Source organism: Pseudomonas sp. PDM10 (genome assembly GCF_014852295.1).
Lineage (GTDB): Bacteria > Pseudomonadota > Gammaproteobacteria > Pseudomonadales > Pseudomonadaceae > Aquipseudomonas.
Map to the genome: position 1 here is coordinate 1,302,330 of NZ_JACVBJ010000001.1, position 12,558 is coordinate 1,314,887.

Consider the following 12,558-nt stretch of genomic DNA (forward strand, 5'->3'; position numbering starts at 1 on the left):
CGCTTAACCGCAGGCTTTCATGTCGACCGGGCCGACAAACTCGTTGCCGCGTCCCATGACGCACGCCACGCGTTGGTTGCGCTGTCGTTCCCAGGCCTCTACCGGATAGGTTTTGCTCCAGGCTTCGTACAGTTGTCGATCCTGTTTCGACAGGCGCAAACCGTACTGTTTGCTCATGTAGAAATACGTTCGAGCGATCATGCCGCGTATGGACGGGCGGGGCATCACCTTCTTCGCTTTGAAGTCGACCTGGGTCAGACACGAGCCATATTGGCCCGACTGCACCGGCAACCAACCGAAACTGAAGTTGCTGCGATCGCCATTCACCTCACCAATGCTCGGTACCAGGTTGTGCAGGTCGGCTTCAGCCTTCTGGTAAGCCGGATCGTAACGCGTGCAGTTATTGCGCCCACCTTCTTGCCAGCACTGACGCTGATGACCGATCTGCCAGGCCGGAACAATGTGCTCCCACTCGATGCGGGAAGCGCGCTTGGCATTTTTACGCGGTACATAACCGCAGGCTGCGAGGTTGACCTTATTGCCGGTGTATTTGCACCCGCAATAGAACTCTGTGGATTGCGGTGCGTAGAGCTTCCAGGCAACTTTCTTGGCTTCGTTGAAGGTGCGTGGGGCGCCAGCCTGGACGCCGAGGGTGATGAACAAAAACAGCAAAGCAAGCCAGCGGACACTCATTGACTCAATCTTCCTTCGGCACAACCCAAAAAATCTGCACACCGCCATCGTCGCGATAGGCGAGGGTGACGTTGTCGTTCTCGTCGATTTCTTCGAGCAATTGTTCCCACTCATCCACGGGTTCGTCCGGTAGACGGAAGATCAAGGCTGCTTTGGCTTTTTGAGCGGTGGGGGAATTGATGATTTTTTGAACGCGCATACCCATGCGTTCATAGGAGTCAGGAGAGGCAGAGGTGTTGGCCACGGAATTATCCTTATTAAGCTGTACGTGCATACAGTATTTAACTGTAGGCATTTTCGCAACTGCTTAAAATTCAAGAAAATCCTCTGACAGCAATTTTTTCCGTTTGATGTAGGACGAAGGGAAGATTTTTATCGAAATGTCGGAAGGGGGTGTGAGCCACTCGCCTGGGGTGGCGAGTGGTGAAACCAGTGCCCGACCGGAACCGGTCGGGCGAGGGCGAATCAGTATTCCCAGAACATCCGTTGCAGCTCTTTGCTGTCGTTGGTCTTGGTCAGTGCGACCATGGCCAGGATGCGAGCCTTTTGCGGGTTCAGGTCATGCGCCACAACCCAGTCGTACTTGTCGTCTGGCTGTTCAGCATTCCGCAGTACGAAACCGCCGGCGTTGACGTGGGAGGAACGAATGATTTGCACGCCGTCCTTGCGCAGGGCTTGCAGTGATGGGACTACACGGGACGAGACAGAGCCATTGCCGGTACCGGCGTGAATGATGGCTTTGGCGCCAGACTGAGCCAACGCCTTGTAGGCGGTATCGCTGACGTTGCCGTAGGAATAGGCGATTTCGACGTCAGGCAGGCTCTTGATGGTTTTGATGTCGAATTCCGAGTCCATGGTGTGACGCTTGGCCGGCAGACGGAACCAGTAGGATTTGCCCTCGACCACCATGCCGAGTGGGCCCCAGGCACTTTTGAATGCCTCGGTCTTGATGTTGATCATTTTGCTGACGTCGCGACCCGACTGGATTTCATCGTTCATGGTCACCAGTACGCCTTTGCCGCGTGCGTCTTTGCTGCTGGCCACGGCCACTGCGTTGTACAGGTTCAGCATGCCATCGGCCGACATGGCGGTGCCTGGGCGCATGGAGCCGACAACGATGATTGGCTTGTCGGTTTTTTCCACCAGGTTCAGGAAGTAGGCGGTTTCTTCCAGGGTGTCGGTGCCGTGGGTGATAACGATGCCGTCGACGTCTTTGCTGTCGGCCAGTTCAGCCACGCGACGACCCAGTTGCAGCAGGTTGTCGTTGGTGATGCTTTCGGACGCGATCTGCATGACCTGTTCGCCACGAACGTTAGCCAGCTGGCTGAGTTCAGGAACCCCGGCGATCAATTGTTCGATGCCGACTTTTGCCGCTTGATAGGTCGCGCTATTGGCGGCGCTGGCGCCCGCGCCGGCAATGGTGCCGCCGGTGGCCAGGATCACCACGTTCGCCAGTTTCTGTTGGGTTTCGACTTCTTTTGCCTGAAGGGCAGTAGGCAGGAGCAGCAAGAGGGCCAAAGCGCCCGGAACGAAGGTCTTGAAAGCAGATGTCATTATTTTTCTCTCTAGTAGTGAGACGGTGCTGATGCAGGTTCATCTAGATGCGCCCCATGCGGATCTGAACGCTTGGGGTGAATGAGATGAGCAGGATCTGTACCAGTCGTACTTTGAATGAGGAAAACTTTTAACTTGATGATTTGTATCAGTATTTGTTTGAGCTTCCAGAATGATTACACAACCTGTTGTCCGGGTTTCCGAACGCGTTGAGCGTTTGTGTTCGGCTCTCCGAAAAGTACTACGACCTCTATCGAGCAAGTCGCCTTGCGAGATTGCGAATCAGTGCTAAAGAAACCCGCGCTTCGGTCGATGCTCCTTTAAAGGATCTTTCTATTCAGGAGTTCACATGTCGTTATCCATTGGTTTCCCCAACGCCGCAGGCGTCACCATCGGCGGCAAGTCCGCCGCTACGATCCAAGCGTTGAACGACGCCACCGCAGAGGCTGCCGATAAGACGCTGGGCACGAAAGAAGGCGACGGCAACCAAGTCAAGACTGGCTCTTTGGGATTGGATAAAAGCGCGGGCGCGCAGACCGAAACCCCAGACGAGAGCAACCAGAGTGTGGCGGTGAAAGTCCTGCTCAAGCGCATGCAAGAGCTACAACAACAACTGCGCGAGCAACAGCAACAATTAGCCGCAGCTCAGGCGGCGTCTTATCCGACATCGGAAGCCAAGGCCACTGTGGTCATGGCATTTCAAGGACAGATTGCCGATACCAATGGTGCGTTGCTGGAAGTGTCCGCGGCCCTGGTCAAGGAACTGGCCAAGGATTCCAGCACCGGAACGGTGGTCAACACCACGGCATGACTTGAATGCCCGGCTTTTGTCAGCCAGTTCAAATAAATGGTCGTTTCTGCTCGTTGACAAATGTCGGCAGGGTTCGCATAGTTCGGTCTCCGCAAACGTTTGCGCGGTGCTCCCGGTGGGTATCCACCGTGAGCGCAATGAAGCCTACGCCAGCGCAAGCGTTGCTCACAATAATCATAAGATCGGAGTGAACCCATGAAGCTGCCATTCGCTGGACGTCTTCTCGCTGTCGCTATGCTGGCTGCCGCATCCGTCGCGTTACCTGTCTCTTCGGCCTTCGCCGAGACGCCTGAAAAACCCAAAGTCGCGCTGGTCATGAAATCCCTGGCCAATGAATTTTTCCTGACCATGGAAGACGGCGCCAAGGCCTATCAGAAAGACCACTCCGGCGATTTCGAGCTGATCTCCAACGGCATCAAAGACGAAACCGACACAGCTGGCCAGACACGCATTGTCGAGCAAATGATTCTGGCCAAGGTCAATGCGCTGGTCATCGCGCCGGCCGACTCCAAGGCCATGGTTCCTGTGATCAAGAAAGCCATCGATGCCGGTATCACCGTGATCAACATCGACAACCAGCTGGACCCGGCTGTGGTCAAAAGCAAAAACCTCACCGTACCGTTCGTAGGCCCGGATAACCGCAAAGGCGCGCGTCTGGTGGGCGAGTACCTGGCCAAGCAACTGAAGGCCGGAGACGAAGTCGGCATCATCGAAGGCGTTTCAACCACCACCAACGCACAGCAAAGAACCGCAGGCTTCAAGGATGCGATGGAAGCGGCGCAGATCAAGGTCGTCTCTTTGCAGTCTGGCGACTGGGAAATCGACAAAGGCAACAAGGTGGCTGCCTCGATCCTCAGCGAATACCCTCAAGTCAAAGCCCTGCTGGCCGGTAACGACAGCATGGCCGTCGGCGCAGTATCCGCCGTGCGCGCAGCGGGCAAGGCCGGCAAGGTGCAAGTGGTCGGTTACGACAACATCAACGCCATCAAGCCAATGCTCAAGGATGGCCGCGTTCTGGCTACCGCTGACCAGTTTGCGGCCAAGCAAGCCGTGTTCGGCATCGAGACTGCGCTAAAGATCATCAAGGGTGAAAAAGTCGACAGCGGCACCAATGGCGTGATCGAAACTCCGGTAGAGCTGGTTACCAAGTAGTCCTTCTGGCGACACAACGGCGCTCGCCCGTCGGGGCGAGCGCATGGAGAGTTTTTATGTCAGTTTCCGCCCCGAACGCTGTCCTCTCGGTCAGCGGTATCGGCAAGACCTACGCCCAACCGGTCCTGACCGGCATCGACCTGACGCTGATGCGCGGTGAAGTGCTGGCGCTGACCGGCGAAAACGGCGCGGGAAAAAGCACGCTGTCGAAGATCATCGGCGGGCTGGTCACACCGACCACCGGTCACATGCAATTCCAAGGGCAGGATTACCGCCCCGCAAGCCGCACTCAGGCCGAAGACCTCGGCATCCGCATGGTGATGCAGGAACTCAATCTGTTGCCGACCCTGTCGGTGGCGGAAAACCTGTTTCTCGACAACCTGCCCAGCAAGGGCGGCTGGATCAGTCGCAGGCAATTGCGCAAGGCGGCGATCGAAGCCATGGCCCAGGTCGGCCTCGACGCGATAGACCCGGACACGCTGGTGGGCGAATTGGGCATCGGTCACCAGCAAATGGTGGAGATCGCCCGCAACCTGATCGGCGATTGCCACGTGCTGATCCTCGACGAACCGACGGCAATGTTGACGAACCGTGAAGTCGAGATGCTGTTCGAGCAGATCACTCGCCTGCAAGCTCGCGGCGTGTCGATCATCTATATCTCGCACCGTCTCGAAGAGCTGGCGCGGGTCGCCCAGCGTATTGCGGTACTGCGTGATGGCAACCTGGTTTGCGTCGAGCCGATGGCCAATTACAACAGCGAGCAACTGGTGACGCTGATGGTCGGTCGCGAACTCGGCGAACACATCGACATGGGCCCGCGCAAGATCGGCGCTCCAGCCTTGACGGTCAAGGGGCTGACCCGCTCCGACAAGGTTCGCGATGTGTCCTTCGAAGTGCGCGCCGGCGAGATCTACGGGATTTCCGGCTTGATCGGGGCAGGGCGCACTGAGTTGCTGCGCTTAATCTTCGGTGCTGATACAGCGGACAGCGGCACGGTTGCACTCGGTTCGCCAGCACAGGTTGTCAGTATCCGGTCACCGGCTGACGCGGTCGGTCATGGCATCGCCCTGATCACCGAAGACCGCAAGGGCGAAGGCCTGCTGCTGACCCAATCGATCAGCGCGAATATTGCCTTGGGCAATATGCCGGTGATTTCCAGCAGTGGCTTCGTCAACAAGGGTGACGAGATGGCGCTGGCCCAGCGTCAGATCGACGCCATGCGCATCCGCAGTTCCAGCCCGACGCAACTTGTGTCGGAACTGTCCGGTGGTAACCAGCAGAAAGTCGTGATCGGCCGGTGGCTTGAGCGTGATTGCTCGGTGATGCTGTTCGACGAGCCAACGCGTGGCATCGACGTCGGCGCCAAGTTTGACATTTATGCCTTGCTCGGTGAGTTGACCCGTCAAGGCAAAGCGCTCGTGGTGGTGTCCAGCGACCTGCGTGAGTTGATGTTGATCTGCGACCGCATCGGTGTGCTCTCGGCGGGACGTCTGATCGACACCTTCGAGCGTGACAGCTGGACCCAGGATGATTTGCTTGCCGCCGCGTTCGCCGGCTACCAAAAACGTGATGCGTTGCTCAACGAAGCAGCGCCTAGGGATCTCGCATGAATACTGTAGTGACTGCCGGCAAACGTAGTGGCAACTTTTACGGCCTCGGAACCTACCTGGGACTGGCCGGTGCCTTGCTGGCAATGGTTGCGCTGTTCTCGGTTCTGAGCAGCCATTTCCTGTCCTATGACACCTTCAGCACCCTGGCCAACCAGATTCCGGACTTGATGGTGCTGGCGGTCGGCATGACGTTCGTGTTGATCATCGGCGGTATCGACCTGTCGGTGGGCTCGGTGCTTGCGCTCGCGGCGTCAACGGTCAGCGTGGCGATTCTCGGTTGGGGCTGGAGCGTGCTGCCTGCAGCGCTGCTCGGAATGGCGGCGGCAGCACTGGCCGGGACCATCACCGGTTCGATCACTGTGGCGTGGCGGATCCCGTCGTTCATCGTGTCCCTCGGTGTGCTGGAAATGGCCCGCGGTGTGGCCTATCAAATGACCGGGTCGCGCACGGCCTACATCGGCGACGCCTTCGCTTGGTTGTCCAACCCGATAGCCTTCGGCATCTCGCCGTCGTTCATCATTGCCTTGCTCATCATCTTTATTGCCCAGGCAGTGCTGACGCGTACCGTGTTCGGTCGCTACCTGATCGGCATCGGCACCAACGAAGAGGCGGTGCGTCTGGCAGGGATCAATCCGAAGCCCTACAAGATTCTGGTATTCAGTCTGATGGGGCTGCTGGCCGGTATTGCTGCACTGTTCCAGATTTCTCGCCTGGAAGCGGCGGATCCGAATGCCGGCTCCGGCCTGGAGCTGCAAGTGATCGCTGCGGTCGTGATCGGCGGCACCAGCCTGATGGGCGGTCGCGGTTCGGTCATCAGTACGTTCTTCGGAGTTTTGATCATTTCCGTATTGGCGGCCGGTCTCGCGCAGATCGGCGCGACTGAACCCACCAAACGCATCATCACCGGCGCAGTGATCGTGGTGGCGGTGGTGCTTGATACTTATCGCAGTCAGCGCGCAAGCCGGCGGACCTGAGTCATGGCAACAATCAAGGATGTGGCAGCGCTCGCGGGAATTTCCTACACCACGGTTTCCCACGTAGTGAACAAGACCCGACCGGTGAGCGAAGAGGTGCGGGTCAAGGTTGAGGCCGCCATCAAAACCCTCGACTACGTACCCAGCGCCGTGGCCCGGTCCCTCAAGGCCAAAACCACGGCGACCATCGGGTTGCTGGTGCCCAACAGCCTCAACCCGTACTTCGCCGAACTGGCGCGCGGCATCGAGGATTACTGCGAGCGTAATGGCTACTGCGTGATTCTTTGCAACTCCGATGACAACCCGGACAAGCAGCGCAGTTACCTGCGCGTGCTGCTGGAAAAGCGTATTGACGGGCTGATCGTCGCTTCAGCGGGTGGTGACGCGGGGTTGGCGGAGGGCTTGGCAGGCGTGCGCACGCCGATGGTGATCGTCGACCGCGGCCTGGAAGGTGTGAATGCCGACATGGTGCGGATCGATCACGAATACGGCGCCTATCTGGCGACCCGTCACCTTCTGGAGTTGGGGCACCGGGACATCGCAACCATTGGTGGCCCGGCGAGTACCAGCGTGGCGCAGATGCGTCTGGCCGGTTATTGCCGTGCCCTGAAAGAGGCGGGTGTCGAAGTATCCGGCGAGCGCATGCTGGAAAGTGACTTCACCAGCACCGGCGGTTACAACGCCGCCGCGATCCTGTTGGAAAAGAACCCGCCGAGCGCGATCTTCGCCGGTAACGACATGATTGGCATCGGTGTGCTGCGAGCGGCGGCCGAGCGCAATATTCGCGTGCCGACGGACTTGTCGGTGATCGGCTTCGACGATATTCAGATGAGCCGCTATGTGTACCCGGCGCTGACCACTGTGGGGCAGTCGATCCTGCAACTCGGCGAGATGGCGGCCGAAGTGCTTTTAAGAAGAATCGCCGCGCCGGATATGGCCACCGATCAACGGATCGTGACGCCCAGTATTGTCCTGCGGGAGTCGACTGCACCGCTGGCCGGCGTGTTCGCCCAGTTTCGTTGAAATAAAAAGCCGCTAAATCAAAAGCACCGCTGAAACAGAATTGATGAGTAGTGACGTATGCCAGCAAAAGTAGTGGTTATAGGCAGCCTGAACATGGACCTGGTCACCCGGGCGCCACGGCTGCCCCGTGGCGGTGAAACGCTGATCGGCGAGTCGTTTGCCACGGTCTCCGGTGGCAAGGGCGCGAATCAGGCGGTCGCCGCGGCGAGGCTGGGGGCGCAGGTGTCGATGGTCGGTTGCGTGGGCAGCGATGCTTACGGCGAAGAGTTGCGCGGGGCGCTGTTGGCCGAGCAGATCGATTGCCAGGCGGTCAGCACCGTCGACGATTCCAGCGGCGTAGCGTTGATCGTGGTCGATGACAACAGCCAGAACGCAATCGTGATCGTTGCCGGTGCCAACGGTGCGTTGACTGCAGAGGTGATTGATCGTTACGACGCCGTATTGCGGGCGGCGGACGTGATCATCTGTCAGCTGGAAGTCCCGGATGCCACTGTCGGTCATGCGCTCAAGCGCGGCCGTGAGTTGGGCAAGACCGTGATCCTCAACCCGGCACCGGCCAGCCGTCCACTGCCGGCGGACTGGTATGCGTCCATCGATTATCTGATTCCCAACGAAAGCGAGGCCTCGGCGCTGAGTGGTTTGCCAGTGGATTCTCTGGCATCTGCCGAAATTGCTGCATCCCGGTTGATCTCCTTGGGCGCCGGCAAGGTCATCATCACCCTCGGTGCTCAAGGTTCGCTGTTTGCCAACGGCAAAGGCTTCGAACACTTCCCTGCGCCGAAGGTGAAAGCTGTCGATACCACGGCGGCTGGCGACACCTTCGTCGGTGGTTTCGCCGCCGCGCTGGCGGCCGGCAAAAGCGAAGCCGAGGCGATCCGTTTCGGCCAGGTTGCCGCGGCGCTGTCGGTGACCCGTGCTGGCGCGCAACCCTCGATTCCCACCTTGTCCGACGTACAGGCCTTTAAAGCACCATGAAAAAGACACCTTTGCTCAACGTCGCGTTGTCGCGGCTGATCGCTTCCCTGGGTCATGGCGACATCGTGGTGATCGGCGATGCAGGTTTGCCAGTGCCAGCTGGCGTTGAACTGATCGACCTGGCCTTGACCCACGGTATCCCGGATTTCATCAGCACGTTGAAGGTTGTGCTCAGTGAAATGCAGGTCGAGAGCCATGTATTGGCCCAGGAGATCCTGGACAAAAAGCCTTCGGCGTTGGCGGTGCTCGATGAGCTGAATGCCGAAGGTGCGCTGGGGCGGCGTGAGCTGCTCAGTCATGACCAATTCAAAGTCCTCAGCCGACAGGCACGGGCGATTGTTCGTACAGGCGAATGTCAGCCGTACTGCAACATCGTGCTGGTGGCAGGGGTTACGTTCTAACTCGCTGTTGTCTTTCTGTTGTCTCACGCACAAGGAGTGCGCTATGCACCGCTATGTTCAGAAACTGCACCACCTGCTCCGGAGTCTGCTGCTTTTGTCCCTGATTACCGCAACAAGCGCCCAGGCGGCGGAAAAGATCGACTTGATCATCGACACCGATCCGGGTGCCGATGACCTGGTTGCCTTGCTGTTTGCTCTGGCATCGCCGCAAGAGCTGAACATTCGTGCGCTGACCACCGTCGCCGGCAATGTGCGTCTGGACAAGACGTCGCGTAATGCGCGGCTGGCCCGCGAGTGGGCAGGGCGCGAGGAGGTGCCGGTCTACGCGGGCGCTCCGAAGCCGCTGATGCGCACGCCGATCTACGCCGAGAACATCCATGGCAAGGAAGGACTGTCGGGTGTCACCGTACATGAGCCGAAAAAAGGCCTGGCCCAGGGCAATGCGGTCAACTACCTGATCGACACCTTGAAAGCTGCCAGGCCCCACAGCATCACCATCGCCATGCTCGGTCCACAGACCAACCTGGCCCTGGCGCTGATCCAGGAACCTGAGATCGTTCAGGGCATCAAGGAGGTGGTGATCATGGGCGGGGCGCACTTCAACGGTGGCAACATTACGCCAGTGGCTGAGTTCAACCTGTTCGCCGACCCACAGGCTGCGGAAGTGGTGCTGAAAAGTGGGGTGAAGCTGACCTACCTGCCGCTGGACGTGACCCACAAGATCCTTACCAGTGAGGCGCGTCTGAAGCAGATCGCAGCGATCAACAACAATGCCAGCAAGCTGGTGGGCGATATTCTCAATGAATACGTCAAAGGCGACATGGAGCACTACGGCATTCCGGGTGGCCCGGTGCATGACGCGACGGTCATCGCCTACCTGCTCAAGCCTGAGTTGTTCACCGGTCGTTCGGTCAATGTGGTGGTTGATAGCCGCGAAGGCCCGACGTTCGGCCAAACCATCGTCGACTGGTATGACGGCCTGAAAGCGCCGAAGAACGCTTTCTGGGTAGAAAGCGGTGACGCCCAAGGCTTCTTTGATCTGCTGACCGAGCGTCTGGCTCGTCTGAAGTAAGCCATAGATCCGCAGGTACCAGCCTGCGGGTTTACGTTCACTCGCTATCTATCAGGCCAATATAGTCGGTAGGGTACTTCTCGAATATCTGTGCGATGAATATCTGGGCGGCTTGCGTCCCCAGTTCCTTGACCAATAAATCGATACCAATGATTGCCAACTCTTCCGGGCTGCCCGGGCTGTAAGAGCTGTGGCCCTGTGGCCACTTGGCTTTGATGTCGGCGTCGATACTTACGGTGGTCATGATGGCGCTCGTGAAGTCGGGAAAGTCTGAGTGTCGAGTTAACCATTTTGCGCGGCTTTTGGCACTCCGACTTAGGCATGAGGGGAGGGCTATGCGACACTTGGTCTTTGATGATTTTTCAAGGACTGTGCTGTGCAGATCGATTTGAACACTCCTGACGGCTTGACCCTTGAGGCGGTGCGTCAGTTGCTGGCCTCTGCCAGCGACGATGAGCACACTCAATTGCGAGTCACCAAGGGCGGCATCGCCTACATTTCGTCAGTCGTTGTGGGCGGTACTGATATCAGCGGGCTGTTGTTTCGTCTGGAGACGTGGGCCAAGGGATCCGGTTATGTAGGATTGGTCGCGGCCAGTGACGAGGTCTGGGTCATGCAGATTTTCAATGCGCTGAAAGAGAACTGGCCGAATCCGCCGTTCGACTACATTGACGTCTATTGAACGCTGTTCATATTCAGTCACGATTGAGTGGTAAACGGCAGGGCGATGCTCAGGCAAACTCGCCGCGTGTCCGAATAGAGGGCGGGGTACTAGTGCTCCCTGTGAAACCAAACGCCAGAATGGCGGTCGCACGATCTCAGCTTAACTATTGAAAAAAGGAGGCTTCATGCCTTGGAAGCTCGCGTCATTGGGTACTTTGTTGGCCGTTGCCATGCTGGCCGGTTGCAGCACTACCTCCACCGAGTCGACAACAGATCCTGTCACGACGACGGACACGGGTCACAGCCGTTGTGAGGCAAAGGCTGCCGAATTCACCATTGGCAAAAAGGCTTCGCCTGAACTGCTGGAACAGGCGCGTACTCGCGCAGGCGCGCAGAATGCACGGTTCCTCTTGCCCACCGACATGGTGACCCTGGAGTACCGTTCCGACCGTCTGAACCTGAACACCGATGCCAACCGGGTTGTGACCCGCGTCAACTGCGGCTGATCGCTCAGGCGTTTGTGTCGCCCATAAAAAACCCCGTCACATGGACGGGGTTTTTTTAGTGCGGCTGAAAATTACTCAGCGCGGACTTGTGCAGCTTGCATACCCTTTTGGCCTTTCTCAGCCACGAAGGAAACGGTCTGGCCTTCTTTCAGGCTTTTGAAACCGTCGCTTTCGATAGCTTTGAAGTGTACGAACAGGTCGTCACCGCCACCTTGAGGAGTGATGAAGCCGAAGCCTTTTTCATCGTTGAACCATTTAACGGTGCCGGTTTGGCGATTAGACATGGTGTATCTCCAAGAAACATATATTTTCAGTAGTGCTGTGCTGCTCAGGCCAACTGGGCACACCGGGGTATCATAGTCGAAATGTTCGCTTTGGGAGCCCCCCGGACGTGCTGTTTGCCCTGCAGTCGCGTTCTGTTTGCTGCTTGATGTAGCTGAAAGCCCCGTTTTACAAGGCTTTCAGCCGAAAGTAAAGACGATAAAAAAACCTGTAAAACCTGCATAAATTGTACGAAAAAGCTCAAATCCATCACTTTTTATCAGCGTTGATCCGAGTCAAAAGGACTTTTTTCTCACTTTTTCGCCGGTACATTGGCCTTGCATTTGGCTATCTGCGCCAGTGCTTTTTGCTGCAATTCCGGGGCAGCCTTGTTGTCCATCAGCGCTTGGATATCAGCCGCCGGGTAAGACTTTATCGAATCAGCACCGCAAGCGCAGTGAGCCTTCGCTGCTGCAGCACCGATCTGCGGAGTGGCTGCCTGAGTGCACTGAGCCATGTATTTCTCGCGTTCGCCCTTCGGCCAATCGGCATGGGCGGCCAGTGGCAGCAGCAAAACGATGGGGGCGACGACTGCGAATAAACGTTTCAGATGCATGCTGGGATGCTCCTTGTGGGTCAATATCTTGTTATCTGAGGGGTAAAGCAGGGTTCTAGTTCAGCACTCTGGCATAAAATTGCCCGATTTGCCCCAAGACCAAGCCTCGGTGCATCGACGACCGTTCATCTGTGCTAGCATGCCTGGCTCGGGCGTTTGCAGGCTCCGGATGACCTTCAGTCCCGGTAGCGGCAAATGTGCGAATAACCCTGATTTGAATCCCAGTCACTCTGGTTCGGTTTTCCGG

The 12,558-nt window shown here is 57.8% G+C and carries 16 protein-coding genes; 10 read left to right on the top strand and 6 right to left on the bottom strand.

What is annotated here, in order from left to right; translation table 11 throughout:
- Window positions 1–3: 3 nt before the first annotated feature.
- The 3 genes from IB252_RS06260 to IB252_RS06270 all read right to left on the bottom strand — a co-directional run bounded on the left by IB252_RS06260 (window position 4) and on the right by IB252_RS06270 (window position 2,247).
- Entirely contained in the window at window positions 4–693 is a 690-nt protein-coding gene (locus tag IB252_RS06260; protein ID WP_192407489.1) for an endonuclease, read from the bottom strand.
- A 4-nt stretch (window positions 694–697) separates the two neighbouring features.
- Window positions 698–988 carry a DUF1654 domain-containing protein gene (locus IB252_RS06265; RefSeq protein ID WP_123365550.1) on the bottom strand — a complete coding sequence of 97 codons (291 nt, stop codon included), beginning with the start codon at window positions 986–988 and terminating at the stop codon, window positions 698–700.
- A 170-nt stretch (window positions 989–1,158) separates the two neighbouring features.
- Window positions 1,159–2,247 carry an asparaginase gene (locus tag IB252_RS06270; RefSeq protein WP_008145640.1) on the bottom strand — a complete coding sequence of 363 codons (1,089 nt, stop codon included), beginning with the start codon at window positions 2,245–2,247 and terminating at the stop codon, window positions 1,159–1,161.
- A 349-nt stretch (window positions 2,248–2,596) separates the two neighbouring features.
- Here IB252_RS06270 and IB252_RS06275 point away from each other — a divergent pair, with 349 nt between their 5' ends.
- From IB252_RS06275 to IB252_RS06310, 8 genes are all read left to right on the top strand, one after another.
- Window positions 2,597–3,058, top strand: coding sequence for a hypothetical protein (locus IB252_RS06275; protein ID WP_192407490.1), 462 nt, complete (start codon window positions 2,597–2,599; stop codon window positions 3,056–3,058).
- A gap of 195 nt (window positions 3,059–3,253) precedes the next feature.
- Window positions 3,254–4,210: a sugar ABC transporter substrate-binding protein gene (locus IB252_RS06280; RefSeq protein WP_192407491.1), complete on the top strand. Its 957-nt coding sequence runs from the start codon at window positions 3,254–3,256 to the stop codon at window positions 4,208–4,210.
- Between the two features lie 56 nt (window positions 4,211–4,266).
- Complete coding sequence (locus IB252_RS06285) at window positions 4,267–5,820, top strand: sugar ABC transporter ATP-binding protein (protein ID WP_192407492.1); 1,554 nt, start codon at window positions 4,267–4,269, stop codon at window positions 5,818–5,820.
- Complete coding sequence (locus tag IB252_RS06290; protein ID WP_192407493.1) at window positions 5,817–6,794, top strand: ABC transporter permease; 978 nt, start codon at window positions 5,817–5,819, stop codon at window positions 6,792–6,794. The genes IB252_RS06285 and IB252_RS06290 overlap by 4 nt, the downstream gene beginning before the upstream one ends.
- A gap of 3 nt (window positions 6,795–6,797) precedes the next feature.
- Window positions 6,798–7,817: a LacI family DNA-binding transcriptional regulator gene (locus tag IB252_RS06295; RefSeq protein WP_192407494.1), complete on the top strand. Its 1,020-nt coding sequence runs from the start codon at window positions 6,798–6,800 to the stop codon at window positions 7,815–7,817.
- A 57-nt stretch (window positions 7,818–7,874) separates the two neighbouring features.
- Window positions 7,875–8,792, top strand: a complete 918-nt coding sequence (gene rbsK, locus IB252_RS06300; protein ID WP_192407496.1) for a ribokinase — start codon at window positions 7,875–7,877, stop codon at window positions 8,790–8,792.
- The gene (gene rbsD, locus IB252_RS06305; RefSeq protein WP_192407501.1) at window positions 8,789–9,193 is read left to right on the top strand and encodes a D-ribose pyranase; all 405 of its coding nucleotides are present in this window, start codon (window positions 8,789–8,791) and stop codon (window positions 9,191–9,193) included. Before rbsK ends, rbsD begins: the two co-directional genes overlap by 4 nt.
- Window positions 9,194–9,236: 43 nt before the next feature.
- Complete coding sequence (locus tag IB252_RS06310) at window positions 9,237–10,265, top strand: nucleoside hydrolase (protein WP_192407502.1); 1,029 nt, start codon at window positions 9,237–9,239, stop codon at window positions 10,263–10,265.
- 37 nt (window positions 10,266–10,302) lie between these two features.
- Here IB252_RS06310 and IB252_RS06315 read toward each other — a convergent pair whose 3' ends face one another.
- Window positions 10,303–10,509: a hypothetical protein gene (locus tag IB252_RS06315; protein ID WP_008145651.1), complete on the bottom strand. Its 207-nt coding sequence runs from the start codon at window positions 10,507–10,509 to the stop codon at window positions 10,303–10,305.
- A 132-nt stretch (window positions 10,510–10,641) separates the two neighbouring features.
- Here IB252_RS06315 and IB252_RS06320 point away from each other — a divergent pair, with 132 nt between their 5' ends.
- Window positions 10,642–10,947, top strand: a complete 306-nt coding sequence (locus IB252_RS06320; RefSeq protein ID WP_192407504.1) for a hypothetical protein — start codon at window positions 10,642–10,644, stop codon at window positions 10,945–10,947.
- 166 nt (window positions 10,948–11,113) lie between these two features.
- Window positions 11,114–11,434, top strand: a complete 321-nt coding sequence (locus tag IB252_RS06325; RefSeq protein WP_033061805.1) for an I78 family peptidase inhibitor — start codon at window positions 11,114–11,116, stop codon at window positions 11,432–11,434.
- Window positions 11,435–11,505: 71 nt separating this feature from the next.
- Here the strand turns inward: IB252_RS06325 and IB252_RS06330 are convergent, their stop codons facing one another.
- Window positions 11,506–11,718: a cold-shock protein gene (locus IB252_RS06330; protein WP_007905882.1), complete on the bottom strand. Its 213-nt coding sequence runs from the start codon at window positions 11,716–11,718 to the stop codon at window positions 11,506–11,508.
- 290 nt (window positions 11,719–12,008) lie between these two features.
- Complete coding sequence (locus IB252_RS06335) at window positions 12,009–12,311, bottom strand: hypothetical protein (protein WP_111452649.1); 303 nt, start codon at window positions 12,309–12,311, stop codon at window positions 12,009–12,011.
- Window positions 12,312–12,558 lie beyond the last annotated feature (247 nt).

What these genes read in the sequence shown, in the direction of transcription:
- IB252_RS06260 (WP_192407489.1), bottom strand. Translation starts at nt 693, where the DNA reads ATGAGTGTCCGCTGGCTTGCTTTGCTGTTTTTGTTCATCACCCTCGGC.
- IB252_RS06265 (WP_123365550.1), bottom strand. Translation starts at nt 988, where the DNA reads ATGCCTACAGTTAAATACTGTATGCACGTACAGCTTAATAAGGATAAT.
- IB252_RS06270 (WP_008145640.1), bottom strand. Translation starts at nt 2,247, where the DNA reads ATGACATCTGCTTTCAAGACCTTCGTTCCGGGCGCTTTGGCCCTCTTG.
- IB252_RS06275 (WP_192407490.1), top strand. Translation starts at nt 2,597, where the DNA reads ATGTCGTTATCCATTGGTTTCCCCAACGCCGCAGGCGTCACCATCGGC.
- IB252_RS06280 (WP_192407491.1), top strand. Translation starts at nt 3,254, where the DNA reads ATGAAGCTGCCATTCGCTGGACGTCTTCTCGCTGTCGCTATGCTGGCT.
- IB252_RS06285 (WP_192407492.1), top strand. Translation starts at nt 4,267, where the DNA reads ATGTCAGTTTCCGCCCCGAACGCTGTCCTCTCGGTCAGCGGTATCGGC.
- IB252_RS06290 (WP_192407493.1), top strand. Translation starts at nt 5,817, where the DNA reads ATGAATACTGTAGTGACTGCCGGCAAACGTAGTGGCAACTTTTACGGC.
- IB252_RS06295 (WP_192407494.1), top strand. Translation starts at nt 6,798, where the DNA reads ATGGCAACAATCAAGGATGTGGCAGCGCTCGCGGGAATTTCCTACACC.
- rbsK (WP_192407496.1), top strand. Translation starts at nt 7,875, where the DNA reads ATGCCAGCAAAAGTAGTGGTTATAGGCAGCCTGAACATGGACCTGGTC.
- rbsD (WP_192407501.1), top strand. Translation starts at nt 8,789, where the DNA reads ATGAAAAAGACACCTTTGCTCAACGTCGCGTTGTCGCGGCTGATCGCT.
- IB252_RS06310 (WP_192407502.1), top strand. Translation starts at nt 9,237, where the DNA reads ATGCACCGCTATGTTCAGAAACTGCACCACCTGCTCCGGAGTCTGCTG.
- IB252_RS06315 (WP_008145651.1), bottom strand. Translation starts at nt 10,509, where the DNA reads ATGACCACCGTAAGTATCGACGCCGACATCAAAGCCAAGTGGCCACAG.
- IB252_RS06325 (WP_033061805.1), top strand. Translation starts at nt 11,114, where the DNA reads ATGCCTTGGAAGCTCGCGTCATTGGGTACTTTGTTGGCCGTTGCCATG.
- IB252_RS06330 (WP_007905882.1), bottom strand. Translation starts at nt 11,718, where the DNA reads ATGTCTAATCGCCAAACCGGCACCGTTAAATGGTTCAACGATGAAAAA.
- IB252_RS06335 (WP_111452649.1), bottom strand. Translation starts at nt 12,311, where the DNA reads ATGCATCTGAAACGTTTATTCGCAGTCGTCGCCCCCATCGTTTTGCTG.